24 protein-coding genes are annotated in these 26,427 nt (G+C 61.6%); 16 read left to right on the top strand and 8 right to left on the bottom strand.

The genetic code is table 11. The features are described 5' to 3' along the window. Nucleotides 1–2 precede the first annotated feature (2 nt). Nucleotides 3–1,007, bottom strand: a complete 1,005-nt coding sequence (locus tag J2J98_RS18895) for a Gfo/Idh/MocA family protein (RefSeq protein WP_207601836.1) — start codon at nt 1,005–1,007, stop codon at nt 3–5. Nucleotides 1,008–1,209: 202 nt separating this feature from the next. Here J2J98_RS18895 and J2J98_RS18890 point away from each other — a divergent pair, with 202 nt between their 5' ends. The 5 genes from J2J98_RS18890 to J2J98_RS18870 all read left to right on the top strand — a co-directional run bounded on the left by J2J98_RS18890 (nt 1,210) and on the right by J2J98_RS18870 (nt 6,273). Then, nucleotides 1,210–2,502, top strand: coding sequence for an ABC transporter substrate-binding protein (locus J2J98_RS18890; protein WP_064708594.1), 1,293 nt, complete (start codon nt 1,210–1,212; stop codon nt 2,500–2,502). Between the two features lie 97 nt (nt 2,503–2,599). Next, complete coding sequence (locus J2J98_RS18885) at nt 2,600–3,487, top strand: carbohydrate ABC transporter permease (protein ID WP_064708595.1); 888 nt, start codon at nt 2,600–2,602, stop codon at nt 3,485–3,487. Between the two features lies 1 nt (nt 3,488). After that, entirely contained in the window at nt 3,489–4,400 is a 912-nt protein-coding gene (locus J2J98_RS18880) for a carbohydrate ABC transporter permease (protein WP_207601835.1), read from the top strand. Nucleotides 4,401–4,419: 19 nt separating this feature from the next. Then, nucleotides 4,420–5,502: an ABC transporter ATP-binding protein gene (locus tag J2J98_RS18875; RefSeq protein ID WP_207601834.1), complete on the top strand. Its 1,083-nt coding sequence runs from the start codon at nt 4,420–4,422 to the stop codon at nt 5,500–5,502. A gap of 21 nt (nt 5,503–5,523) precedes the next feature. Beyond that, the gene (locus J2J98_RS18870) at nt 5,524–6,273 is read left to right on the top strand and encodes a ThuA domain-containing protein (RefSeq protein ID WP_207601833.1); all 750 of its coding nucleotides are present in this window, start codon (nt 5,524–5,526) and stop codon (nt 6,271–6,273) included. A 34-nt stretch (nt 6,274–6,307) separates the two neighbouring features. Here the strand turns inward: J2J98_RS18870 and J2J98_RS18865 are convergent, their stop codons facing one another. From J2J98_RS18865 to J2J98_RS18855, 3 genes are all read right to left on the bottom strand, one after another. Then, the gene (locus J2J98_RS18865; RefSeq protein WP_207601832.1) at nt 6,308–7,219 is read right to left on the bottom strand and encodes an SMP-30/gluconolactonase/LRE family protein; all 912 of its coding nucleotides are present in this window, start codon (nt 7,217–7,219) and stop codon (nt 6,308–6,310) included. A gap of 97 nt (nt 7,220–7,316) precedes the next feature. Then, nucleotides 7,317–8,138: an SDR family oxidoreductase gene (locus J2J98_RS18860; protein WP_207601831.1), complete on the bottom strand. Its 822-nt coding sequence runs from the start codon at nt 8,136–8,138 to the stop codon at nt 7,317–7,319. 81 nt (nt 8,139–8,219) lie between these two features. Beyond that, on the bottom strand, nt 8,220–9,407 hold the full coding sequence (locus J2J98_RS18855) for a phytanoyl-CoA dioxygenase family protein (protein WP_064708601.1): 1,188 nt from the start codon (nt 9,405–9,407) through the stop codon (nt 8,220–8,222). A gap of 93 nt (nt 9,408–9,500) precedes the next feature. Between J2J98_RS18855 and J2J98_RS18850 the strand changes: the two genes are divergently transcribed. Continuing rightward, nucleotides 9,501–10,526, top strand: coding sequence for a LacI family DNA-binding transcriptional regulator (locus J2J98_RS18850; RefSeq protein ID WP_207601830.1), 1,026 nt, complete (start codon nt 9,501–9,503; stop codon nt 10,524–10,526). Between the two features lie 65 nt (nt 10,527–10,591). After that, complete coding sequence (locus J2J98_RS18845) at nt 10,592–11,809, top strand: adenylate/guanylate cyclase domain-containing protein (protein WP_207601829.1); 1,218 nt, start codon at nt 10,592–10,594, stop codon at nt 11,807–11,809. Nucleotides 11,810–11,830: 21 nt separating this feature from the next. Here J2J98_RS18845 and J2J98_RS18840 read toward each other — a convergent pair whose 3' ends face one another. From J2J98_RS18840 to J2J98_RS18825, 4 genes are all read right to left on the bottom strand, one after another. Beyond that, entirely contained in the window at nt 11,831–12,610 is a 780-nt protein-coding gene (locus J2J98_RS18840; RefSeq protein ID WP_207601828.1) for an SDR family oxidoreductase, read from the bottom strand. Between the two features lie 75 nt (nt 12,611–12,685). After that, on the bottom strand, nt 12,686–13,081 hold the full coding sequence (locus tag J2J98_RS18835; protein WP_207601827.1) for a DoxX family protein: 396 nt from the start codon (nt 13,079–13,081) through the stop codon (nt 12,686–12,688). A 97-nt stretch (nt 13,082–13,178) separates the two neighbouring features. After that, nucleotides 13,179–14,327, bottom strand: a complete 1,149-nt coding sequence (dgoD, locus tag J2J98_RS18830) for a galactonate dehydratase (RefSeq protein ID WP_207601826.1) — start codon at nt 14,325–14,327, stop codon at nt 13,179–13,181. 64 nt (nt 14,328–14,391) lie between these two features. Continuing rightward, entirely contained in the window at nt 14,392–15,147 is a 756-nt protein-coding gene (locus tag J2J98_RS18825) for a FadR/GntR family transcriptional regulator (RefSeq protein ID WP_064708607.1), read from the bottom strand. Between the two features lie 207 nt (nt 15,148–15,354). Between J2J98_RS18825 and J2J98_RS18820 the strand changes: the two genes are divergently transcribed. From J2J98_RS18820 to J2J98_RS18780, 9 genes are all read left to right on the top strand, one after another. Further along, complete coding sequence (locus J2J98_RS18820; protein ID WP_064708608.1) at nt 15,355–16,338, top strand: arabinose ABC transporter substrate-binding protein; 984 nt, start codon at nt 15,355–15,357, stop codon at nt 16,336–16,338. A gap of 69 nt (nt 16,339–16,407) precedes the next feature. Next, on the top strand, nt 16,408–17,913 hold the full coding sequence (gene araG / locus J2J98_RS18815) for an L-arabinose ABC transporter ATP-binding protein AraG (RefSeq protein WP_207601825.1): 1,506 nt from the start codon (nt 16,408–16,410) through the stop codon (nt 17,911–17,913). A 16-nt stretch (nt 17,914–17,929) separates the two neighbouring features. Then, nucleotides 17,930–18,880 carry an L-arabinose ABC transporter permease AraH gene (gene araH / locus J2J98_RS18810; protein ID WP_138394980.1) on the top strand — a complete coding sequence of 317 codons (951 nt, stop codon included), beginning with the start codon at nt 17,930–17,932 and terminating at the stop codon, nt 18,878–18,880. Further along, complete coding sequence (locus J2J98_RS18805) at nt 18,877–19,770, top strand: aldose 1-epimerase (RefSeq protein WP_207601824.1); 894 nt, start codon at nt 18,877–18,879, stop codon at nt 19,768–19,770. Before araH ends, J2J98_RS18805 begins: the two co-directional genes overlap by 4 nt. Beyond that, nucleotides 19,767–20,546, top strand: coding sequence for an SDR family oxidoreductase (locus J2J98_RS18800; RefSeq protein WP_207601823.1), 780 nt, complete (start codon nt 19,767–19,769; stop codon nt 20,544–20,546). The genes J2J98_RS18805 and J2J98_RS18800 overlap by 4 nt, the downstream gene beginning before the upstream one ends. A gap of 149 nt (nt 20,547–20,695) precedes the next feature. Beyond that, on the top strand, nt 20,696–21,127 hold the full coding sequence (locus J2J98_RS18795) for an OsmC family protein (protein WP_064708612.1): 432 nt from the start codon (nt 20,696–20,698) through the stop codon (nt 21,125–21,127). Between the two features lie 203 nt (nt 21,128–21,330). Continuing rightward, nucleotides 21,331–21,939 carry a TetR/AcrR family transcriptional regulator gene (locus J2J98_RS18790; protein WP_207601822.1) on the top strand — a complete coding sequence of 203 codons (609 nt, stop codon included), beginning with the start codon at nt 21,331–21,333 and terminating at the stop codon, nt 21,937–21,939. Nucleotides 21,940–21,989: 50 nt separating this feature from the next. Continuing rightward, a complete protein-coding gene (locus tag J2J98_RS18785) occupies nt 21,990–23,129 on the top strand; it encodes an efflux RND transporter periplasmic adaptor subunit (protein ID WP_207601821.1) in 1,140 nt (379 codons plus the stop codon). Nucleotides 23,130–23,153: 24 nt separating this feature from the next. Then, entirely contained in the window at nt 23,154–26,300 is a 3,147-nt protein-coding gene (locus J2J98_RS18780; protein ID WP_207601820.1) for an efflux RND transporter permease subunit, read from the top strand. Nucleotides 26,301–26,427: the final 127 nt, after the last annotated feature.

Genomic DNA, 26,427 nt, shown 5'->3' with positions numbered 1-26,427 from the left:
TGTCAGGCGGTGATCCTGACGGACGCGCCGCCGGCCGCCGCCGATTCCTTGATTGCATCCCACAGCCTAGCGAATCTGAGGCCCATTTCAACGGAGCCAGAGTTTTCGATTTTCCCCTCGCGAATGGCGAGGAAATTTTTCATGGGATTGCCGAGAATCTCAGCCTCCTCGCGCGTGCCCGCGCCGCGCCCATCGATGATCTCGCGCCAGCCGCCCCAGGCGTCGATGCGTACGATCGCCTTCGAATAGAAGAAGGTGATGTAGGAGGCGCAGCCGGGTGGTCCTTCGCCGGCTGCCGTCAGCGTCGCCAGCGCGCCGTTCTTCAGCCGCGCGGAGACGGCGGTGGCGATGTCGACCTTTTTGCCGTGGTTGTTCATGTAGGCGGAAATGCTGTCGAAATCGGAGTTGGCGAGCAGGCAGACCGTGTTCATCATGTGGGCCCCGGTATCGAACATGAAGCCGCCGCCTGATATCTCCGGCTGCTGTTTCCAGTGGCCGTCGTAATTCGACGACCAGCTTTCCCAGATCATGCCCGAAATGGCAATCAGCTCGCCGAATTCGCCGGAAAGCGCCCGCCGGCGGGTGTCGAGCACCAGCGGCGACAGGCCGCCCTGGAAGGCGGTGACGATGGTGACGCCGCTCTTCTTCTGCTCGGCGATCAGCCGCTCCGCCTCGGCGACCGTCGTGACCATCGGTTTTTCCAGGAAGAGGTCGAGGCCGGCCTCGGCGACGGCGATCGCCTGCTCGGCGTGGAAGGCGTGCGGCGTGGAGACATAGACGATATCGAGCGTGCCCTTCATTTCGGCGAGCATCTTTCGATAGTCCTCGAAGCTTTTCGGTTCGGACGCACCGGCAGCGAGGCAGACATCAATCAGGCGTTGGCGCGAGGCGGCCATGGTGTCTGCCAGTGCTGCGAATTCGATCTCCGGCATCGCAGTCCAGCTCGCGGCATATTCCGCTGCCTTCAAGCCGGCGCCGATGACGCCGAGGCGCAATTTTCCAGGCATGAAAATCCTCCTCTGGTGAATTGTGCACACGATTACACAGAGGAGCTGGAGCTGGCAAGTTATAAATACAGTAGGCAAAATCAATAGGTTAATTCTCGGATGACAATCCCTTTAGAAAAGGTTCTTGTCAGACGATGGAATACGTGTACATTTTTGCGGCGGTGCTGGAGGGCGCCGTGGCTCTAAAAGAGGGAGGATTTCGTTGAAGAAGACGGTTCTTGGTGGCCTGTGGGCCATCCTGCTGAGCGCGGTTTCGACGCTGGCGCAGGCTGAAACAATCCGAATTGCAAATCACGGCCAGGCCGGCATCGACGCGATGAAGTCGACGGTGGAACGGATCGAAAAGAAATACGGCGTTACAATCGAGGTCGTCGAATATCCGGCGCCCGACAAGGACTACTTGACCAAACTCCTGACGGAGCTCGGCGCCGGCAACGCGCCAGACCTGTTCTCCATTCCGACGACGGCTGCCGTCGCCGACATGGTGGAAGCCGGCTACCTCGCGCCTGTCAGCAAGGAGTTCAAGGCCTGGGACGGCTACGCCAACCTCTATGACGTCGCCAAGGAGCTTGCCGTTAGCCCCGATGGCGAAACCTATGTAATGCCGTTCATGCTCGGTATCCAGGAAATCTACTACCGCAAGGACGTTCTCGAAAAGGCCGGCATCTCCACTGAGCAGCCGAAGACCTGGCGGGAGCTTCTCGACCGGGCGGCCGAAATCAAGCAGAAGACAGGGGCCTACGGGCTGCTCTTCCCGGCCGGCGTCTCCTGGGGAAGCGGTGCCTTCGACGAAGGCTTCCAGCACCTGCTTGTCGGCTCCAAAACGCCGCAGCTCGTCGATGCCGAAGGCAAGCTCGACCTCAACGGCGAGGGCATCAAGGATGTCTTCGGCGTCTACAAGGAACTGATCGACAAGGATCTGATGCCGACGCAGCCGCTGCTCGGGCCAGAGCCCTGGGTTGTGCCGAAATATCAGATGTTCCCGGCCGGCAAGCTTGCTGCGACTACCTGCGGCTCGTGGTGCTATATTTTCGACTGGGGCCGCGAGAGCAAGAATCCGATTCCTGACGTGACGAAGGTGGTGGGCACCTGGACGGTTCCGGGTCAGAGCGGCGGCCAGTATGTTCTCGCCAACCTTGCCGCGCCGTGGGCGGTCAATTCGAAATCGGCCAATACGGAGCTCGCGATCAAGGCGCTGATGGAGATCGGGTCCATCGAGACGCAGGTCTCCTATGCGGCGCGCATCGGCAATATCCCGGCCAGCAAGGATGCGGCTGACAATGCCGACTTCCAGAAGTTGACGGAACTGGTTCCGATCCATGCTGCGGCGGAAAATGGCGTGTTCCTGAAGCAGGCCTCCGGCTTTGGCACGGTCTCGGAAGGTGTCGCTCGGGCCACCGAAGCGCTGCTGCGCAAGGAAACCGATGCCGCCGGCGCACAGAAGATCCTCGTCGACTACGTCAAGGAGACGCTCGGCGACGACGTGGTCAAGTAAAGCGTCTGCCTTCTTCCTCAGGACGGGACGCGGCGCCGTCGCCGCGTCTTCCCGTGTTTACTCGAAAAGCCGGTTCATTCGACAGGTGTGAGCTTCCATGGTCCGAAACTCTCATGAAAAGCGGGCCGAGCGGCAATGGCTGCTGATCCTGCTGCCCTCGCTCGTTCTGCTTTTTGCCTTCGTTATCTACCCGGCGGTCTATTCCATATATCTGAGCTTTACCAACGAGGCGTTGACGGGGGCGGCGGCGCTTCGACCCCGCTTCGTCGGGCTGCGGAATTATACGCGGCTGTTCAACGACGCGAAGTTCTGGAACGCCCTGTTCGTCACCTTCGTCTTCGTCCTCGGTTCCGCAGTGGTCGGCCAGTTCGTGCTTGGGCTCATCTCGGCAATCGCGCTGCGCCGGCCGATCCGCTTCCGGCGGATCTTCTCGTCAATCATCCTGCTGCCGAATGCCGCCCCGGAAGTCGTGGCTGGTTTCATGTGGATCTCGATGCTGGCGGGCGGCGACAATGCCACGCTCAGCCGCATCGTCAGCTTCTTTGGTGTTACACCGGCCGACTGGCTGCAGGTCTTTCCGCTGTCGATGATCGTCATCGTCAACACCTGGCGCGGCATCGCCACCGCGATGATCCTGCTGACGGCCGGCCTCAGCACCATTCCCGCGGAGATCTATGAGGCGGCGCGGATGGATGGGGCGACGCCTTCGCAGATGTTTCGCCGCATCACGCTGCCGCTGATGATGCCGACGATCCTGCTCTACATGCTGATTTCGGCCGTCTCGACCATCGCAGTCTTCGGGCTCGTTTATGCGCTGACGCGCGGCGGACCTGGCGGGGCGACGGAGGTCATCAGCATCTATATCTACAATCAGTCCTTCACGGCGTTTCAGCTGGGATATGGCGCCGCCGTCGCAGTCGTCGCGCTCGTTATCTCACTTCTATTGGGCATCGCCTATGTCCGGGCCATGAAGGTGGAGGTCTGACATGGCCGTCGTTACCCCGAGCGAGACCGCAAACAAGCGCCGTTCCGACCTCATCGCCTATGCGACGTTGTCGCTGATCTCGATCTTCTGTGCCGTGCCCTTCTTCTGGGTGCTGCTCGCTTCTCTCGACGGCAACGCGCAGCTCTTCTTGCATTGGCCGGAGCAGTGGACCTTGGCTAACTATATAAGGGTCTTCACCAAGGAGGACGGAGCGAAGTGGCTGTTCAACTCGCTCTTGGTGGTCGGCAGCGCCACGCTGCTCGTCATGGTGCTTGCCGGCCTCGGCGGTTATGCCCTTTCGCGCACCAAGGCCTGGTGGAAGCTGCCCTTCCTTTACGCGATCCTGCTCATCCGTGTTCTGCCGCCGACGGCGCTCGTCGTGCCGCTCTACAAGTTTCTGCTGACGCTGAACAATGCTGAAGCAGCGGTGCTGAGACCGATTTTCGGCAGTTACGCGCGCGACATCATGCGCTGGACCGGCTTCATCGACGGTTATCTCGGGCTGATCCTGGTGCTCGCGACGATGCAATTGCCGCTGGCGCTGTGGATCATGAAGACCTTCTTTGACGGGCTGCCGCGGGATTACGAGGAGGCGGCGCTGATGGACGGAGCCACGCTGATCCAGCGCATCCGTCGGGTCCTCATCCCGCTGGCCTTGCCGGGGCTTGCGGCCGCCGGGCTGTTCGCCTTCATGTCGGCCTGGGGCGATTTTCTCTTACCGCTGATCTTTCTGTCATCGCCCGAGTTGCAGACGCTGCCGCTCGGTCTGTTCCGCGCCTTCCTGCGGATCAACGAGATCGACTACGGCCTGCTGACGGCGCTCGCCTTCATCTACCTGCTGCCCGCCGTCATAGCCTTCGGCTTTGCGCGCCGCTTCCTCGTCCAGACGTTCTCGGGCGGCGTTAAGGGCTGAGATTCAGAAAGAGAAACGGATGATCACTCTTAGAAACGTTCGCAAGTTTTATGGCGCGCTGGAGGTCATCAAGGGCGTCGACATCACCGTGGAAGACGGGGAATTCGCCGTTTTCGTCGGCCCGTCCGGATGCGGCAAGTCGACGCTTCTGCGCATGATAGCCGGCCTCGAAGGCATCGATGAAGGCGATCTTGTCCTCAACGGGAAGCGCATCAACGACGTGCCGCCTGACAAGCGCGGCATCGCCATGGTGTTCCAGTCCTATGCGCTCTATCCGCATATGACGGTCGCCGAAAATATCGGTTTCTCGCTCAGCTTGAAGAAGGTGCCTGAATCAGAAATCCGCAGGCAGGTGGACGCTGTCGCCGAGATCCTGCAGCTGACCTACTACCTCAATCGCAAGCCCGCGGCCCTTTCCGGCGGCCAGCGCCAGCGCGTGGCGATCGGCCGCGCCATCATCAAGAAGCCGTCGCTGGTCCTGTTCGACGAGCCGCTGTCGAACCTCGATTCGGCGCTCCGGGTGCAGATGCGAGCCGAGCTGCAGCGCCTGCACCGCGAGCTGAAGGCGACCGTCGTCTATGTCACCCATGACCAGGTGGAGGCGATGACGATGGCCGACCGTATCGTCGTGCTGAACAAGGGTGTCGTTGCCCAGCAGGGCGCACCGATGGAGCTCTATCATCACCCGGACAACGAGTTCGTGGCGACCTTCATCGGTTCGCCGAAGATGAATGTGCTGCCGATGACGGCGACACGCCGGGATGCCGGCAAGGTGCATCTGGAAAGCCCTCTCGGCCTCGCGATCGATCTCTTGGATGCGAACGGTTCTGTGCCGCAGGGTGACGCCAAGCTCGGCATCCGCCCCGAACACCTGAAACTCGCGTCAAATGGGCAGGGCGATTTCTCTGCCGAGGTCGTCATCGTCGAGCGCCTGGGCGTCGAGACGTACATGACCGTCGGCTCGCAGCAGCAGCCGATCGTCGTGCGCGCCGAGGGCGACATCGCGGTGCGGCCGGGAGATCGCGTGTCGCTGACGGCCGATCCCGCCGCCTGCCATCTGTTCGATTCCGCCGGCCGGGTGATCCGTCCGGCAACCGCCTGACATCAAAGATTGAGGAATTCCATGACGATCAAGGTCACCATCTGGAACGAGGGACGCCACGAGCAGCTCCACAAGGAGGTCCAGGAGATTTATCCCGACCGTATCGACGGCGCGATCGCCGCCGGCATTGCCCATCCGGATTTCCAAATCCGCCGTGGCACGCTTGACGATCCCGACGAGGGCTTGCCGGACAGCGTGCTCAACAATACCGACGTGCTGCTGTGGTGGGGCCATATGGCGCATGAGGAGGTCAGCGACGGGCTGATCGATCGGGTGCAGCAGCGCGTGCTGAAGGGCATGGGCCTGCTGGTGCTGCATTCCGGCCACCACTCCAAGCTCTTCCGCCGGCTGATGGGCACCAACGCCAACCTCTCCTGGCGTGAGACGCCGGATGGCGACCTGGAGCGTGTGTGGGTGGTCAATCCCTCACATCCGATCGCCGAGGGCCTGCCGCCCTATTTCGAGGTCAATGCCTCGGAAATGTACGGCGAACCCTTCGACATCCCCCAGCCGGACGAACTCGTATTCATCTCCTGGTATTCCGGCGGCGAAGTGTTCCGCAGCGGCTGCACCTTTCAGCGGGGACGGGGGCGCATCTTCTTCTTCAGCCCCGGCCATGAGACCTATCCGATCTATCACGACAAGACCGTGCACAAGGTGATCTCTAACGGGATTCGCTGGGCGCGGCAGAAGCATACGGATGGCCGCACCCTGGAGAACTGGCACCGCGCCGAGCCGCTGCACGGCAGGCCAGCCGCCGTGAAGGCCTAAAGCCACACGGGCATTTTTGGCGGCGCGCCGATCCTTACGGATATTGCGCGCCGTTCGTCTTGGTATAAATCGAATAGACCGAACGGGTTGCGGTGATGAAGAGCCGGTTCTTCTTAGGGCCGCCGAAGGTGAGATTGGACACCGTCTGTGGCACTCTGATCTTGCCGAGCAGCGTGCAATCGGGTGAGAAGCAGTGCACACCATCACCGGCGCTCGTCCAGAGGTTCCCGCTGACATCGATACGGAAGCCGTCTGGATGGCCGGCATCGAGGCTGCAGAAATAGCGGCTGTTGGCGAGCTTCCTGCCGTCGACGACATCGAAAACTCTTACATGGCATGGCACTTCATGTTTGCCCGAACCGGAATCGGCAATGTAGAGTTTCGTCTCATCGGGCGAAAAGGCGAGACCGTTCGGCTGGATGAAATCCTCGACGACGGCATCGACCGCGCCGCTTGCAGGGTCGATCCGATAGACGTTGCGGGTCGGCTGCTCCGGCTCGGCCTTGTGGCCCTCGTAGTCCGAGAGGATGCCGTAGGTCGGATCGGTAAACCAGATCCCGCCGTCCGAATGGACGACGACGTCGTTCGGCGAGTTTAATCTCTTGCCCTTGTAGCTGTCGGCGAGGACGGTGATGCTGCCGTCCGGATCGGTGCGGGTGACACGGCGGCCGCCATGTTCGCAGGAGATCAGCCGGCCCTGCTTGTCGCGGGTATTGCCGTTCACATAGTTTGACGGCGAGCGGAAGACCGAGACGGTTCCGTCCGGCGTCCAGCGCATCATGCGTTCGTTCGGGATATCGCTCCAGAGAAGGCAGTTCAGATCGGAAAACCAGACCGGGCCTTCCGCCCAGCGGCAGCCGGAATAGAGCTCCTCGAGGGCGGCGCTGCCGATTACCAGAGCGCCGAAACGTTCATCGCGGATGTCGTAAAGCGGATTGTCGGCCACGCCAAGTTTCCTCCCTGAATGCTGTCGTCCTTTTCCTATCGACAAATTTCGGGAGGTACCAGAGCCCGACAATCGGAAATGCTGGGCTCCAGTTTTTTCAGAGGGCGGCGACCGGATGCGGCGAGCCGTCGTAAGCACCCCAGATCGACTGGTCGAAGCAGATGACCGAGCCGGTCATCAGGCCGGATTCGGCCGATGACAGGTAGGCGCAGGCGCGCGCTACCTCATGCGGGTCGACGAGCCGGCCGAAAGGCTGGCTCGCCGCCGCCTTCTCCAGCCAGTCGGCGGGTGCATTGTGATATTCGCGCTGAATGCGGTCCTCGCCTTCGGAAGCCATCCAGCCGATATTCAGGCCGTTAACGCGGATACGGTTGCGCAGCAGCGCATAGGCGGTGTTCTTCGTCAACGTTTCGAGCGCACCCTTGGAGGCACAATAGGCGGCAATGAAGGGTTGGCCCGCCTTGGCCGACATCGAGCCGATGTTGACGATCGTTCCCTCGATCTTTTCGCGGCGCATGACCTTCACCGTTTCCTGCATCAAGAAAAACGGTGCGCGCACATTGACGGCGAACATGGCGTCGAAGAGCTCGGGGCTGGTGTCGAGAATGGTGCCGCGATCGGTGATGGCGGCGGCATTGACCAGTGCGTCGACGCGGCCGAAGGCTTCGTCGCAGGCCCGTACGACATTCCTGGCGTCGTCGACCGTGCCGAGGTCGGCCTTGATATAGACGACCCTGGCGCCGGTCGCGGCCGAAATCTCCGCCGCCTTCGCCTTGCCTTTGGCTTCATTGCGGCCGCAGATGACGATGCCTGCCGCGCCGCGTTCAGCGAAGAGATGGGCGATGGTTGCGCCCAAACCCTGCGTACCACCGGTGACGATGGCGATCTTGCCGTCGAGGCGGCCTTGATCCGTGCTCATGTGGTCCTCCTTCTTGATGATGTGCGAACGCCCTTCCGCGGGGGTGCGGAAGGCTCGGATGAGGGGCTCCGGAATTCGAAGTCAGCTCAATTTCTTCTGCGCCTGCTCGGCAAGCGCTGCCTTAAAGGTCTCGTCGCTCCAGCCTTCTCTGAGCGCCTCGTGCATCAGCTGCGCCTGCGTTTTCGGCGCCAGACCTCCGAGTGGCGGATCGCGGTCAAGATTGGTGGGGAAGGAATAACCTTCGGCGCAGGCGGCGACGGCGTTGGCGATTTCGTCGGGCGAGAGCCTATCTTGCAACGCCTTCAGGGCGGGAAAGAGTCTGGCGCTCATTCTCTCCCGATTGACGGTCTCCATGGCCCGTCCGAAGGCGGACGAGACTTGCAGGAGGTTGGCGACACGCTTGATGTCGGCCGAACGGTTGGTGCCGGCGGCGTGGAAGAGGGCGGGATTGAAAAAAACGACATCGCCCTTTTCGAACGGCAGCTGGACATGGTTGGCCTCGAAATAATCCCGGAACTCCTGGCGCTTCAGTGCCAGATAACCCGGCACATACCTCTGGCTGTGCGGCAGGAAGAGTGTCGGACCGCTTTCCAGCGGCATGTCGCAATGAGCAACCGCACCCTGCAGCGTCAGAACAGGGGAGAGACGGTGCACGTGCGCCGGAAATTGCTCGATGACTGCAGAGGACTGGAAGCCGAGATGGTAGTCGCGATGGGCCGACTGCGCCGCACCGCCCGGATTGACGCGGTTGACCTGAGCCGTCATCTGATAGCTCGGACCGAGCCAGGCTTCGCTTGCGAGCGCGATAATGGCGTTGCCGTAATATTCGGCGAAATTTTCCGGATCGGCGAGGCAGTGTTTTTCCAGCGAATTCCAGATGCGATCGTTGGCGCCGGGCTTGGCAAAGTGATCGCCGCCGCCAGTCGAGGTGCGGTGCTGCTCCTCGATGATGGCGTCGAAGATCGCGCTGGCGCGGTCGATGATGCCGCCATCGTGGTAGGCATGCTTGAAAACGACGACGCCCGGGCCTTCGCCAAAGGCCTCGCAGATCTCGGCCAACACGGCGCGCCGGCCTTCCGGCGTAGCGGCCGCTGCCGTCACCTTGCGGCTGTCATAGATCAAGATGTTTTTTTCCACCGCCGAAGCTGTGGGGTATTCGGCAAGGACGGTCGGCTTTTCCGCAAACCGGCGAAAATCCTCGAGATCGCAGGCGTCTTCGCTAAGCCAGACGCGGTCGGCATGCAGTTTCTGCAGGTTATCGGTTTTCATCGCGGCTCCTCCCTGTTTCCAGTGGAGGCACTATACGCCGGGCCGCGAGGTGATATAGATCAGCAATCCATCAAAAAACCATCAGACGGAGCCATGGCGCATCCCTTTCTCGTCAAGGACATCGCCTTCCAGGCGGGGCTGAGCACCGCCACCGTCGACCGGGTGCTGAACGGCAGGCCCGGTGTGCGCCGGCAGACGGAAATGCGGGTGAGGGCGGCGATTGCGGAGCTCGAGAAGCAGCAGGCCGGTGCAATGGGCAGCGGGCGCACGCTAGCGATCGATATCGTCATGGAGACGCCACAGCGGTTCAGCGATACAGTGCGTGCCGCCTTCGAGGCAGAGATGGCGGCCTTCCTGCCCGGTGTCTTCCGCTGCCGTTTTCATTTCGCCGAGGTGATGAGACCGGCCGAGTTGGTTCAGCTTCTCGATCGCATCCGGCTGCGCGGCACGCACGGCATCGTGCTCAAGGCGCCTGACGTCGCCGAGGTGGTGGCTGCCGTCGCACGGGCGGATTCGGCCGGCATTCCAGTTGTAACGCTGGTGACGGATCTGCCGAATTCGGCCCGCATAGCCTATGCCGGCGCCGACAACCGGACGGCGGGGGAGACGGCAGCCTATCTCATCGGCGAGTTCTTCGGGTCTGGCGGTGGTCAAGTGCTGGTGACGCTGTCGAGCGGACGGTTCCGCGGCGAGGAAGAGCGCGAAAACGGTTTTCGCCGCGTCATCCGCGCCTATTATCCCGGGATCGGCATCACCGAACTCAGCGAGGGACACGGCACGGATGCCGCGACAGGAACGCTTGCGGCGGCAGCGCTTGCGGCCGATCCTGCCATCAACGCCGTCTATTCGATCGGCGGCGGCAATCGCGCGGTGCTGGCGGCTTTCGATGCGGCCGACCGTTCCATCCGCGTCTTCGTCGCCCATGACCTCGATGCCGACAACAGAGCGCTGCTTGCGGCGGGCCGCATCGGCTTTGTGCTGCATCACGATCTCAGAACCGATGCGCGTTCGGCCTTCAGGGCGATCATGAGCCGCGCTACTGCGCCCCGGCGGGCCGTTCCGGCCTCGCTTTCTTCCGTCGAAATCGTCACGCCTTATAATATGCCTGCGGGCGGCTGAGGCAATTTCCTTTCCCTCCATCCCGAATTCGGGCTACAGCTTAGGTTGAAGCGAAGGTGAGCGGCATGGATTACAGCGACGTCGGCACGATTGCGGCCTGGGTTACGGAGCAGGGACTGAAAGGTGTTTCGGAAGCCGAGCTCATGACCGGTTTCTGCGCGGCCTGTCGGGATGCCGGGCTGCCGCTCGACCGCGGCATGGCGCTGATGGATACGCTGCACCCCGTGCATGAGGGCCGGGCCTTCCGCTGGGACAGCGTCGAGGAAATCGAAACCGAATTCGAATATGGTCCGACGAGCTCGGGCGAAGCGGCGTCGAGCTGGCAGCGATCGGCCTTTTACCATCTTTGGTCGGGTAACGAGCGGGAAGTACGCCGACGGCTGGGCTTCGGCGATCCGGCCGATTTCACAATGCTCGACAAGATCGCCGATGCCGGCCACACGGATTTCGTGGCGATGATGCATCGTTTCAGCGAAGCCGGCACGATCGGTGAGATGGATTGCTTCTTTTCCCATTTCGCAACCAAGCATCCCGAGGGTTTCTCGGAGCACGATCTCGCCATTCTGCGCAAGCTCGTGCCGGTCCTCGGCCTGGCGATCAAGTGCATCGCGCTCGGGCGCATCGCCCGCACCATCGCGGAAGTCTATCTCGGCGAGGATGCGGCGCGCCAGGTGATGGAAGGCAAGATCAGCCGCGGTAAATCGGAGCGCATCTCGGCGGCGCTGTGGTTTTCCGATCTGTTGAACTACACCAAGATTTCCGATCGCGTGCCGCCGGAGGAAATCATTCCGCTGCTCAACGATTACAGCGAGGTAGCCATCTCGGCGATCCATGAGGCCGGTGGCAACGTGCTGAAGCTGATCGGCGATGGTGTGCTCGCCATCTTCAAGGGCGAAGTGCCGGCCGAGACCTGCCGTGCGGCGCTCAGGGCCGAATCGCTGCTGCGGGAAAAGCTCGTCACGCTGAATGCGGCGCGCGCGGCTGATGGCAGGCCGACGACGGATGTTTATATCGGCCTGCATATCGGCGATGTGTTCTACGGCAATATCGGCAGCCAGGATCGGCTGGACTTCACGGTCATCGGCCCCGCCGTCAACGAGGTCAGCCGAATCGCCTCCATGTGTCGTTCGGTCGACCTCAACCTGCTGATCTCCTCCGATTTCGCCGCGGCGATACCGGCGGAAGAGCGCGCCGCGCTGGCATGCGTCGGACGTTATGCTTTGCGCGGGGTACAGCGTGCCCAGGAACTCTATACGCTTGACAGCGCGCGGCTGAACAGCTGACTTTCCGCGAACGTTCGAGGATTACCGCAACAGGCCCTGGCCGCCGTCGATCCAGATCGGTGTGCCAGTGATGTGCCGGGCACGATCGGAGGCAAGGAAGAGGATGGTTTCGGCAACATCTTCGCTTTTGCCCGCCTTTCCGCCGGCAATAGGGATATCGCCTTCCGGCCAGATGACCGGTACCTCTGTTTCCTCGCGGCGGCGGCTGTCGGTATTGGCGCTGATATTGGTCTCGATCTCGCCGGGGCAGACGGCATTGACGCGGATGCCATGGCGGCCGAGTTCAAGGGCAAGCTGCTGCACTATGGCGACCTGGCCAGCCTTGGTTGTGGTGTAGGCGGTGGCGCCCGGCGTCGTGAAGGTGCGGGTGCCATTAATCGAGGAGACGACGACGATCGAACCGCCGCGGTGCTTCAGATGCGGAACCGTCAGATGCAGGGTCAGATAGGTGCCGCGCAGATTGACGGCGATGGTCTTGTCCCATTCGTCCGGCTTCAGATCGTCGATCGGAGCCCAGACGCCGTTGATCCCGGCATTGGCGACGACGATGTCGAGGCCGCCGAAGCTGTCCGTGAGCTTCTTCACCGCGGTTCGCATTTGCGCTTCGTCGCTCGTATCGGCCGTCAAGGCGATCGACTGACCGCCGGCGGCGGTGATCTCGGCGCAGGTCCTTTCCACCTCGTCGGCGGTGCGGCTCAGGACTGCGACCCTTGCTCCCTCGGCGGCGAGCCTTAACGCGGCCGCTTTGCCGATACCGGAACCGGCACCCGTCACCAATGCGATCTTTCCCTCGAGCTCCATGGGCTGGCTCCTTGATCTTCTGTCGATAGGCAATGTTCAGCGCGACAGTTGGTTCCGGAGGCAGCAGTGGATTGGCTATCTGAGGAGCGCTTGCCGCAAGGCCCATTTTTCTGGCCCGTGGACGGCGGCGAAGAGCAGGCCGGCCAGGAAGGTGAAGTGATCGATGAAGAAGCCGAATTCAGCCTGGTTCTGTGGCCAATGGGACGGTCCGTGGAAGGCGAAGGCAAGGAAGATCACGTAGATGCCTGCCAGCAGGCTCGCCTCGGTGAAGAAGGCGCCTGATATGAAGGCAAGGGCCAAGGCGATCTCGAAAAAGGCTGCGACCCAGGTGAGCAAGGTCCCCATCGGGAAGCCGGCGGCAGCGATATAGCCCGCCGTGGCGCCGATATCAGCGAACTTGAAGCCGGCTGCCATGAAGAAAATGAAGCTGAAGATGATGCGGGCGACGATGACTGCAATTGCTCTGGCCATTCCGAAATCTCCTCTTTGAGTTTCCATTATGACGGGTGAAGCGCCCAATCTCCGACAGGGCGATTAAAAAAGGGCCGCTTGGGCGACCCTTCCACTTTCACCACTCGGCGAAGCTGCCATCGGCATGGCGCCAGATCGGATTGCGCCAGCGATGGCCTTCCTTGGCGCGTTCGATGACGTAGGCCTCGTCGACCTCGATGCCGAGACCTGGCCCCTGCGGGATAGAGACGAAACCATCGGCATATTGGAACACCTCCTTGTTGGAGATGTAATCGAGGATGTCGTTGCCGGTATTGTAATGGATGCCGAGGCTCTGCTCCTGGATGAAGGCATTGTAGCTGACGGCATCGACCTGCAGGCAGGCCGCGAGTGCGATCGGACCGAGCGGGCAATGCGGCGCGAGCGCTATGTCGTAGGCTTCGGCCATGGCCGCAATCTTGCGGCATTCGGTGATGCCGCCGGCGTGGGAAAGATCCGGCTGGATGATGTCGACATAGCCGTCCGAAAGCACCTGTTTGAAGTCCCATCGCGAATAGAGCCGTTCGCCGAGCGCAATCGGCGTCGAGGTATGGTTGACGATATCGCGCAGCGCTTCCTTATTTTCCGAAAGGACCGGTTCCTCTATGAACATCAGCTTGTAGGGCTCGAGCTCCTTGGCGAGAACCTTGGCCATCGGCTTATGGACGCGGCCGTGGAAATCGACACCGATGCCGATATGCGGGCCGATCGCCTCGCGTATGATGGCGATGGTCTCGACCGCCCTCTCCACCTTCTCGTTGGTATCGACGATCTGCATCTCCTCGCAGCCATTGAGCTTGATCGCCTTGAAGCCGCGGGCGATTACGTCTTTGGCATTGTTGGCGACATCAGACGGACGATCGCCGCCGATCCAGGAATAGACCTTGATGCGGTCGCGCAGCTTGCCACCGAGCAGGGAATGGATCGGCTGGCCGAGAGCCTTGCCCTTGATATCCCACAGCGCCTGGTCGATGCCTGAAATTGCGCTCATGTGGGCAGCGCCGCCGCGATAGAAGCCGCCGCGATACATCACCGTCCAGTGGTCCTCGATCAGGAAAGGATCCCTGCCGATCAGGTAGTCTTCCAGTTCGTGGACGGCGGCCTCGACGGTCAGCGCGCGGCCTTCGACAACCGGCTCGCCCCAGCCGACGATCCCCTCGTCGGTCTCGACCTTCAGAAACAGCCAGCGCGGCGGAACGATATAGGTGGTGAGTTTGGTGATCTTCATCGTGGGTCCTAATCTCTTCTCGGATTTGCGACAGGACAGCGCGTCCGCGGCTTCTCGTGATCGATCATTTCGATCTGCCGATCGCCTTCTCGGCGGCGGCAAGGTCGCGCACTGCAAGGTCGAGCATGCGATTGGCGCATTCCCTGGCGCCGGCCTTGTCGCGCATGCGCAGGGCCTCGACCAGCTCGCCGTGAACGAGCACCGCATCCTCCCGGTTTTCGACCGCGATGTTGGAGGCATGCAACGCATATGTCAGAGCGGCGTGGATGGCGCTCGACAGACGGCGGAACACTTGGTTGTGGCTGGCGGTGAGCAGCACCGTATGGAACATGACGTCGGCGTCGGTGAAGCTTTCCGGTTCGCCTGAGCTGTCGCGCATCTGGCGCCAGGCCTTGTCGAGATCGGCGATTTCCTGGGCGCTGGCACGTTCGGCGGCATATTCGGCGGCCGCCGGCTCAATGGTGCGGCGCGCTTCGAGGATGCAGCCGAGCAGGTCGAAGTCCCTGATGTAAGGTCCCATCCAGTCGAGCACCTCGGCGTCCAGGATGTTCCATTCATCCCGATCGCAAACGGTTGTCCCGACCCGCGGCTTGCCGCGGACGAGCCCCTTGGATTCCAGGACTTTCAACGATTCGCGGATCACAGTGCGGCTGACGCCGTACAGTTCGCAGAGGTCGTTCTCGCGCGGCAACGGCGAGCCCGAGGGATAGCGGTCCGCGCAGATGTCCTGAGCGATCGCTGCCGTGACGTTGCGGCGTACGCGCGGTCGGCGTTCGCTGCTGGAGCTTTCCGTTCGGCCCTGTTCCTCAGTCGATTCCAACTTCACCTCTCCGCACTCTCTCCCGGGCAGCAACCGAACCTGATTATCCGAATTCGGTCCGTTTTGCGACGGGTCCATCCGGCTCGCTGAGTACACTATTATTCCAATCATCATACATTGGCAATTGACTGGTATGATGATTTAACATAATTCATTGCATGCTGCCGGGGAGGCAGTTGCTCGATTTCAGAGTTTAGGGAGAGAGACATGCGCTTGCTCAAAGCAGCTATTCTGGCTGGCACTTTCGCCGTTCTGGCAGCCGGCTCGGCATTTTCCGCGGACGTCAAGATCGGTTTCATCGTGAAGCAGCCGGAAGAGCCCTGGTTCCAGGACGAATGGAAGTTCGCCGATCAGGCCGCCAAGGAAAGAGGCTTCACCGTCGTCAAGATCGGCGCGGAGGACGGCGAGAAGGTCCAGTCGGCGATCGACAATCTCGGCGCACAGGGTGCGCAGGGCTTCATCATCTGCACCCCCGACGTCAAGCTCGGGCCGGGCATCGTCGCCAAGGCTGAAGCCAACCAGCTGAAGCTGATGACGGTTGACGACCGTCTCGTCAGTGCCGACGGCAAGCCGCTGGAAGATGTGCCGCATATGGGTATCTCGGCCACGAAGATCGGCGAGACCGTTGGTCAGGCGATCGTCGACGAAATCGAGAAGCGCGGCTGGGACATGAAGAATGTCGGCGCGATCCGGGTCTCCTACGATCAGCTGCCGACCGCCGTCGACCGCGTCGAGGGTGCGATCTCGGTCCTGAAGTCCGCCGGTTTTCCGGCCGAGAACATCTATGATGCGCCGCAGGCGAAGACGGATACGGAGGCAGCGCTCAACGCGGCGACCACCGTACTCAACAAGCACGCCGACGTGAAATACTGGGTCGCCTTCGGCCTTAACGACGAAGCCGTCCTCGGCGCCGTCCGCGCTTCGGAGTCGGTCGGCATTCCTGCAGCCAACGTCATCGGAGTCGGTATCGGCGGCGCGGAATCTGCGATCAACGAATTCAAGAAGCCATCCGCCACGGGCTTCTTCGGCACGGTCATCATCTCACCGAAGCGTCACGGTTATGAAACGGCGCTGAACATGTATGACTGGATCGCCAACGGCAAAGAGCCTGAAAAGCTGACGCTGACTTCGGGTTCCCTGGCGCTGCGCGGCAATTATGAGCAGGTCCGGAAGGAACTTGGCATCGAGTGATCAATCGCCAAGATGATGCATTTCCGGCGGCCGCCTACGCGTGCCGCTGGAACCTTCGGCGGAGTGATAATGGCTTTCCTCGAATTCAAACATATCTCCAAGGGCTATCCCGGCGTGCAGGCGCTGTCGGGCGTCTCGTTCACGGTCGAAAAGGGCGCCGTGCACGGCCTGATGGGTGAGAACGGCGCTGGTAAATCGACACTGATCCGCGTGCTGTCGGGCGATCAGGCCGCCGACGCCGGCAGCATTCTCATCGCCGGCGAAGAACAGAAATATGCCTCGGTTCGTGACGCCTTCCATGCCGGGGTCATCGTCATTCATCAGGAGCTGCAGCTCGTTCCTGAGCTGACCGTCGCCGAAAACCTCTGGCTTGGCCGCTTTCCCGCCAGGGGCGGAGTAATCCTTAGCAAAACCCTGATCGAGACGGTGCGGACGAAGCTCGAGGAGATCGGCATCGATGTCGATCCGTCCGCCAAGGTCGCCTCGCTTTCAATCGGCGCCCGGCAGATGGTCGAGATCGCCAAGGCCGTCATGCTCGAAGCGCGGGTCATCGCGCTTGATGAGCCGACCTCCTCTCTTTCCTCGCGTGAAAGCGAAATCCTGTTTTCGCTTATCGACAGGCTGAAGGCGAGGGGAACGGTCATTCTCTATGTCTCGCACCGTCTCGACGAGATATTTAGGCTTTGCGACAGTCTGACCGTGCTGCGCGACGGCAGGCTTGCCGCCCATCACCCTCAGATTGCCGGGACGACACGTGAACAGATCATCTCGGAGATGGTCGGCCGCGAGATCAGCGATATCTGGGGGTGGCGCGGACGCCCTCTCGGCGACATCAGGCTCGAGGTCAAGGACCTGTCCGGACCAAGGCTGCGCAATCCTATCAGCTTTGCTGTCCGCCAGGGCGAGATCCTCGGCTTCTTCGGCCTGATCGGCGCCGGCCGCAGTGAGATGGCGCGGCTGCTCTACGGCGCCGATCAAAGGCATCAGGGCCAGGTGACGATCGATGGCGCCGCCGTTTCGCCGAATGATCCGAAAGCGGCGATCGATGCCGGCATGGTGCTCTGCCCGGAGGACCGCAAGTCCGATGGCATCGTCCAGGGACGGTCGATCGAAGAGAATATAGCCATCTCGTCGCGCCGCCATTTCTCGCCCTTTGGTATTCTGAACCTAAAAAAGGAGGCGGCGCTGGCGGATGAATTCATTTCCCGGCTACGAGTGCGGACGCCCTCACGCAAGCAGGACATCATCAATCTTTCAGGCGGCAACCAGCAGAAGGTCATCCTGGGCCGCTGGCTTTCAGAACAAGACATCAAGGTTCTTGTGATCGACGAGCCGACGCGTGGAATCGACGTCGGAGCGAAGTCGGAGATCTACGAAATTCTTTATGAGCTGGCGGCCGGAGGCATGGCGATCGTAGTGATCTCGAGCGAACTGCCCGAAGTGATGGGCATATCCGACCGCATCATGGTGATGTGCCAGGGCAGGGTGGCGACCGACGTCGCCCGCCCGGATTTCGACGAGCGCGGCATTCTGACGGCGGCTCTTCCCGACAAGAACGCTGCCGGCACCATCTAGGATCAGGAACAGGACGATGAACTCGTTGAAAAAAATCCTTCTCGGCGAACAGGGACTGGTGGTGATCTTCGCTGCCGCCTTCGTGATCGTCTCGCTCTTTGTTCCGAACTTCCTGACCGAGCGGAACATGCTGGGGCTTCTGCAGTCTGTCGTCACGATCGGCATCGTCGCCTGCACGATGATGTTCTGCCTTGCCTCCCGCGATTTCGATCTTTCGGTCGGATCGATCGTGGCCTTCTCCGGCATGGCCGCAGTGATGGTCTCGAACGCCACAGGCTCCATTCCGGTCGGGTTGGTGGCCGCTCTGCTGTGCGGCGCGATCGTTGGCTTCGTCAATGGCATCGTCATCGCCCGCTTCCGCATCAACGCGCTGATCACCACCCTTGCGACCATGCAGATCGTGCGCGGACTGGCGCTGATCGCCTCGGATGGCCGCGCCGTCGGCATCAACGATCCGGCCTTCTACCAGCTTGCTCTGTCGCGCTTCCTCACCGTGCCCACGCCGATCTGGATCATGCTCATCCTTTTCATCTTCTTCGGCTTCGTGCTCAACCGCACCGTCTTCGGCAAGAACACGCTGGCGATCGGCGGCAATCCGGAAGCCTCGCGGCTCGCCGGCGTCAATGTCGTCAACATGCGCATCTGGATCTTTGCGCTGCAGGGCCTCGTCTGCGGCATCGCCGGGATCCTGCTTGCCTCGCGCATCACCTCCGGCCAGCCGAATGCAGCGACGGGACTCGAACTCTCGGTGATTTCGGCCTGCGTGCTCGGCGGCGTTTCGCTTTCCGGAGGCCGGGCGGCGATGAGCGGCGTCATTGTCGGCGTTCTGATCATGGGAATCGCCGAAAACGTTATGAATTTGCTGAATATCCAGGCTTTCTATCAGTATGTCGTGCGCGGGTTGATCCTGTTGATCGCTGTGCTGCTCGACAATCTGAGGTCTTCGGCGGCAGGGCGGCGTGGATGAGCAACGGACATGGTGGAGATGAAGTCGAGCTGAGCAACGGCGATCTGTCAGTCGGGGTCAGCCGCCGGGGCGCCGCCCTCACCGCCGCAACCTATCGGGGCAAGCCCTTTCTCGTTCCGGTCGGCGGCCCAAACGGAATCGTCGCGAGTTTTCCCATGGTGCCTTTTGGCAACCGCGTGGAAGGTAATGCCATGTCCTTCGGCGGACGCGACTATGCCTTCCAGCGAAATTGTCACGATCCCCTCTATCTGCACGGCGATGGCTGGATCAGCCTTTGGCAGCCGGAGGAATTAGGCCCTGAGCATGTGCAGCTCCGCTTTTCGCGTGATGCCGATGCAATCTCGCCCTATACCTATCTGGCCCGGCAGGAGATCCGTCTCGCCGGCAATCGGCTGGTGCTGGCGCTTTCTGTGAGGAACCGCGGTGAGGCGGCTCTGCCCTTCGGCCTGGGTCAGCATCCCTTCTTCGTAAGGACGCCGGAAACACGATTGACGATTGCCGCCGGCCGCTTCTGGAACGAGCGGCACGACCATCTCCCCGGTGAACCTGGCCCGGTCCCTGATGATTTCGACTTCAGGTCCGGCAAGCCGCTGCCGCGGCTCTGGATGAATAATGCCTTCGAGGGGTGGAATGGGCGGGCAGCCATCGCCTGGCCGGAACTTGGAATTCAGGCGGCAGTGGAAGCCGATGCCGCGCTTTGCCGATTCATGCTATACATGCGGCTCGACCGCACGGATTTTTTCTGCCTCGAACCGATGAGCCATTTGCCGAACGGCCATCACCTGCCTGAGTTCGGAGGTCTAAAACCGCTTGCGCCAGGTGAGGGTCTTTCCGCTAAAGTGACGATCGATCTGTCGGCGCTGCCGGTTCAACCGGAGGGAAGATCATGAGCAACCGCCTGCAGGGCAAGAACATACTGATAACGGGCGCTGCGCAGGGTATCGGCCTTGCGATCGCGAAGGCGTTCATAAGCGAGCATGCAGCCGTCTATCTCGTTGACCGCAATGCGGCGCTGCTGGCGCGGGCCGCCGCAGAGCTGGCAAGCACCGGCGGCCGGGTCGGTTATCTGCCGGCCGATATAACCGATGCCGGAACGATCACGCGGGCGGTTGCCGAGGCGAATGAGGAGATCGGTCCGCTGAACGCGCTTGTCAACAATGCCGGGGTCAACATCTTTGCCGAACCGCTTGCGACGACGGACGAGGAGTGGAGCCGCTGCTTCGATATCAATCTCAAGGGCGCTTGGAACTGCTGCAAGGCTGTGCTGCCCGGCCTGATCGAGCGCGGCGGCGGCGTCATCCTCAATATCACTTCCACCCACGCCTTCACGATCATCCCGCATACCTTTCCTTACCCGCTGGCGAAACATGCGCTGCTCGGCATGACGAAATCCCTGGGCCTGGAGTACGCGGCCCGAAATATCCGGGTTAATGCTCTGGCGCCGGGCTATGTCTCGACCCAGAAAGTGATAGACTACTGGAATAGCTTCCCCGATCCCGAAGCGGCCAAGGCCGAAACGATGAGGCTCCATCCCGGCGGGCGGATCGCATCGCCGGAGGAGATCGCCATGGCGGCGGTGTTCATGATTTCCGACGAATGCCCTTTCATGAACGCAACCTGCCTGACGATCGACGGCGGCCTCAGCGTCCTGCAGCATGCCGTCTGAGCGGCACTGCCTACTGGATTTTTACAAGCCTGTCGTCTTCTGCCGATAGAGCGTTATATTGCCTGTCGGGAAGGCGAACCTGGATCTCCCACAGGCTTGGAGCGGCCATCGCCGCTGCCTGAAAGCTCAACCGAAAACAGGAGGATGGCATGCAGATCAATCGTACGGCTTCGGCTCATTGGACCGGTGGCCTCAAGGACGGCAAAGGCCTGATCACAACTCAGAGCGGCGCGCTGACAGACTATCCCTATGGCTTTGCCAGCCGTTTCGAAGGCATCCCTGGCACCAATCCGGAAGAGCTGATCGGCGCGGCCCATGCCGGCTGCTTCACCATGGCGCTGTCGCTCATCCTCGGCGAAGCCGGTTTCACCGCCGAGCATATGGAAACCTCCGCCAAGGTGACGCTCGAAAGCGTCGAAGGGGGCTTTGCCGTCACCGCCATCCATCTTTCGCTTTCAGGCCGCATCCCGGGTGCGGATGAGGCAACCTTCACTGAGCTCGCCAACAAGGCGAAGGCCGGCTGCCCGATTTCCAAAGCGCTCGCCGCCGTTCCGATCACGCTCGACGTTAAGCTCGCCTGATTTTTTCTGCTGTCGCCAACGAGGTGCCGCACGCTTCGGCGTCGCGGCACTTTTCAATCGTGGCCCGCGCTCATTGTCACATCCTTCAAAATCATCACGCTCGGCCGCTTGCGCCTAACGGCTAGCATTGACAAATGATGTCTGACATTTTACGAATGACGAAAATCAAAAATCGTCAGTCGTAACTCGAGGCCTCGAAACTCATGAACGACATTGCGGAAACTACCATCGACGTTACGCGGCAGGAGAATGTCACGCGCATTCTGGACGCGGCCGAGCGGCTGTTCCGTCACTACGGCTACAGCAAAACGACGGTGGCCGACATTGCCCGTGATCTCGGCATGTCGCCTGCCAATATCTATCGTTTCTTCGCTTCGAAGGTGGAAATCCATCAGGCGCTTTGCGGGCGCATGCTCGCTACCGCCTATCAAATCGCCTACGACATCCGCCATCAGCCGATCAGCGCCAGCGAGCGGTTGCGCCGCTATGTCGAAACCCAGCATCAACTGACGCTGGATCTGATGCTCGATGAGATGAAGGTGCACGAGATGATCATCGTCGCGATCGAGCGCGACTGGCATGTGATCGAGAAACATATCGATCGCATCCATGATCTCATCGCCGAGATCATCGCCGAGGGCATCGCAGCCGGGGAATTCGCCGAGCAGGATCCGGTCGTTGCTTCACGCTGCTTCGGCGCGGCGACGATCAATCTCGTCCATCCGCAGATGGTGGCCCAATGTCTTGCTAAAACCAACCGCGCAAGCGTCGACGAACTGATTGATTACGTGATCAGGGCGCTCAAGAAATAAGCGACGGCAAAGGCCGCCGGAAATCCCGAAACGATCTAGGAGTGCGGAAGATGTTTTCGCTGAAGACCGTCAGTAATCGCATGCCGTCCGTCGCGAGCCTCGTGCTCGTCGGCGCCATCGGCATCGGCCTTTCCGCCTGCTCGGAAGAAAACGCTGAGGTCAAGGAAGTTATCCGGCCGGTGAAGGTCGTCGAGATTGCCAGGGCCGACGATACCCGCAAGCTTGATTATTCAGGTTCGGTCAAGGCGCGCACGGAGATGAATCTCGGATTCCGGGTGGCGGGCAAGATCACCGAGCGGCTCGTCGATATCGGCGACCGGGTGATGCCGGGCGACGTTCTCGCCCGGGTCGATGCCACGGATTACCAGCTCGCTGTCAAGACGGCGGAGGCCAATCTCGCCGCTGCGGAAAGGGGCGTCGAAACCGCCGATCTCGCCAACAAGCGCGCCGAGCAACTGTTCGACAAGAGCGTCGCTCCGAAGTCGCAGCTCGAGCAGGCCGCGCTCAGCCATGACCAAGCGGTCTCGCAGCGCGATGCGGCGCTCTCGGCGTTGGACCAGGCGAAGAACCAGGTGAGCTATACCGAGCTCAAGGCCGGGCAGAGTGGCATTGTCACGTCGATCAATGCCGACATCGGCCAGGTCGTCGGCTCCGGAAGCCCCGTCGTCACGGTTGCCGTCGATGGCGAGAAGGAAGTTCAGATCGCGGTTCCGGAAAACGACATTGCCGACTTCAAGCCCGGCAAGACGGTCAAGGCCAGTTTCTGGGCGGATGACGGGCTGGTACTCGACGGCAAGGTGCGGGAGGTTTCCGGCAGCGCCGACCAGCAGTCGCGCACATTTGCGGTTCGGGTGAGCCTGCCGAACGATCCGCGCGTATTGCTCGGCATGACCGCGACGATCGAGGCCGATGTAAACAACGGCAGCAGCTATGTCTCGATTCCGCTCAGCGCGCTGGCTGAGAAGGATGGCAAGCAGATGGTCTGGACCGTCGACCGCGACACGGCGACGGTGCATGGCCGGGCCATCAAGGTCGCCGATTTCACCGGCGATGGCGTGCATGTGACCGAGGGCCTCGATAGCGGCGATCTCATCGTTGCCGCCGGCACCCAATTCATGAGCGAGAACCTGAAGGTGAAGGTGCCGGATCAGCAATCAGCCCTGGTTGATACGGATCAGACCGTGCGCTGATCGCGTCGTAAAAGGAACAAGACCATGGACGCAACCGCCACCGAAAAGCGGCCCTTCAATCTGTCGCGCTGGGCAATCCGACATCCGAGCATTGCGCGCTTCCTCTTCGGGCTCATCATCGTCACCGGCGTGCTCGGCCTGATGCGCATGGGCCAGCGCGAGGATCCCGAATTCACCTTCCGCGTCATGGTCGTTCAGGCGCTCTGGCCGGGTGCCTCCATCCAGGAAATGGAAGATCAGGTCGTCAACAAGATCGAGCGCAAGCTGCAGGAAACGCCACATCTCGACTGGGTCAAATCCTATACGCGAGCGGGCAGCGCGATCATCACCCTGCAGGTCAAGGGCGACACGAATTCGCAGGAAGTGGCGGATGCCTTCTATCAGGTGCGCAAGAAGGTCGGCGATATCGCGAACGAGCTGCCGCAGGGCCTGCTCGGCCCCTATTTCAACGATGAGTTCGGCGATACCTTCATCACGCTGCATTCGATCAGCGGCGAGGGTTATTCCTATCCGGAATTGAAGAAGTTCGCGATCCAGGCGCGCGACATGCTGTTGACAACGCCGGGCGTCGAGAAGGCAGTCATCATCGGCGATCAGCCGGAAAAGATCTATATCGACGTCTCGTCCAAGGCGCTCGCCGAGCGCGGCCTGACGATCCTCGATCTGCAGAACGCCATCAAGGGCCAGAACAATGTCGATCCGGCGGGTTCGGTCGATACCGGCCTTCGTTCTGTGCGTATTTCGGTCGAAGGCGATGTGAAGAAGGCTGCCGATATACGTGAGCTGCGCCTGCGGGCCGGCGGTCAGGTGACCCGCCTCGGCGATATCGCCACGGTCAGTTCCGGGCTCGAAGACCCCTACCAGCGCAAGTACCGGTTCAACGGGCACGAAAGCGTTCAGGTCGGCGTCGTCATGGCCAAGGGCTTTAACGTCACCGATGTCGGCAAGGATGTGGAAACGACCTATCACCACTTCGAGGACGCGCTGCCTTACGGCGTTGCGGTCGACCAGATCGCCAACCAGCCCGACGTGGTGACGGACGCGATCAGCGAGTTCATGCACGCGCTTGGCGAAGCCCTGGTCATCGTGCTTGTTGTCTCGTTCCTGTCGATCGGCTGGCGGTCCGGCCTCGTCATCGCCATCGCCATTCCGCTGGTGCTCGCCTTCACCTTCGCACTGATGTACGAACTCGGCATCGACCTGCAGCGCATCTCGCTCGGCGCGCTGATCATCGCGCTCGGCCTGCTCGTAGACGATGCAATGATCGTCGTCGAAATGATGGAGCGGAAGCTGGAGGAGGGGCTCGTCAAGGTCGAAGCGGCAAGCTTCGCCTATTCCTCGACTGCCTTCCCGATGCTGACGGGTACGCTGATCACCACGGCTGGCTTCATCCCCGTTGGTTTCGCCGCATCGACAGCCGGCGAATATGTGCGCTCACTGTTTTATGTCGTCGGCATCGCGCTGGTCACTTCATGGTTCGTCGCGGTCTATTTCACGCCATGGCTCGGCTACATGATCCTCAAGCAGCGCCATCACGCCGGCGAGCATCACGATGCTTTCGACACGAGCTTCTACCGCCGACTGCGCGGCACGGTCGGCTGGGCGGTTCGCCATCGGGTGATCGTGCTGCTGTTGACGCTCGGCACCTTCATTACCAGCCTCTGGGCCTTCCAGTTCATTCCGCAGAATTTCTTCCCGCAGTCGTCGCGGCCTGAGATTCTCGTCGATCTGTGGCTGCCCGAGGGCACCAGCATTCGGGAAGTCGAGGTGCAGGCAAAGGCGCTCGAAGCGAAGATGATGGATGATCCCGACAAGCGGTTCATCGCCACCTATATCGGCGAAGGCGCGCCGCGCTTCTTCCTGCCGCTCGACCAGCAGTTGCGCAATCCGAACTTTGCCCAGCTTCTGGTCATGGCGAATGACGAACCGGCGCGCGAACGGCTGATCGTCAAGCTGCGTACAATCCTTGCGGAGGATTTCCCCTCGATCCGCGGCAAGGTTGACCGCCTGTTCCTCGGCCCGCCCACAGGCTGGCCGGTCCAGATGCGCGTCATGGGGCCCGACCGCCAGGAAGTGCGAGCGATCGCTGATCAGGTGAAGGCGCGCTTCGAAGCCAACCCGATGCTCGGCGCCATCCACGACGACTGGCTGGAACAGGTGCCGGCGATGAAGCTGGTGGTCGACCAGGACCGCGCCCGGGCGCTGGGCGTGACCTCGCAGCGTGTGCGCCAGATGCTGCAAACCGCTATGTCCGGGGCGCCGCTCGACGATTTCCGTGACGGCGAGGAGACGGTCTCGATCGTCGCCCGCGAGCCGGATTCCAGCCGCTCGCTGCTGTCGGCTGTCAACTCCGTCTACGTGCCGACCGATTTCGGCGGCTTCGTGCCGGTCTCGCAGGTCGCCAAGGTCGTGCCCGTCATGGAGCAGGGCGTCGAATGGCGGCGCGACCGTTTGCCGACGATCACCGTGCGTGCGACGCTGCCAGACGGCGTGCAGCCGAACGACGTGGTAATGAAGATGTATGCCGACATGAAGGATCTGCGCGACAGCCTGCCTGCCGGCTACAAGGTCGAGATCCAGGGCGGCGCCGAAGATGCGGCGGAAAGCCAGATGTCGATCGCCGCCAAGGCGCCGATCATGCTTGCCGTCATCATCGTGCTGCTGATGGTGCAGCTGCAGCATTTCGGCAAGGCGATGCTGGTGCTTGCCACCGGTCCGCTCGGCATCATCGGGGCTGCGGCAGCCTTACTGATCAGCGGCGCGCCTTTCGGTTTCGTGGCGATCCTCGGCGTCATCGCGCTGCTCGGCATCATCATGCGCAACTCGATCATCCTGGTCGACCAGATCGACCAGGACATCAAGGCCGGCATGCACCGGCAGGAGGCGATCGTCGGTGCTGCGGTGCGGCGTTTCCGGCCGATCATGCTGACGGCGCTGACCGCTGTGCTGGCGCTGATCCCGATCTCTCGCGGCGTCTTCTGGGGTCCGCTTGCCTACGCGATGATGGGTGGCATCCTGGTCGCGACAGTGCTCACCATTCTGGTTCTACCCGCCGGTTACGCCCTTTTCTTCGGCCGTGAGCCGAACGCAAAGAACGAGCCAGGCCGAGATGCCGACGCCATCCAGGAAGAGGCGGGTGACAGACATCCGCCGGCGTTGGCAGCCGAGTGAAGGCGGCGCGGCGAAAGCCGCGCCGTTTTCCTTTCGAGGCTGCTTCGCCTGAGCTCGCGCCGATTCCCTTGCCGTCTCGAAAAAGCTAAGCTCGTGGAAGCATGCCGGGAGAGTGCCGCGGACCCGG

It is taken from the genome of Rhizobium bangladeshense, from assembly GCF_017357245.1.
Taxonomy (GTDB): Bacteria; Pseudomonadota; Alphaproteobacteria; order Rhizobiales; family Rhizobiaceae; genus Rhizobium; species Rhizobium bangladeshense.
This window is presented reverse-complemented; position numbering and strand designations above follow the sequence as displayed.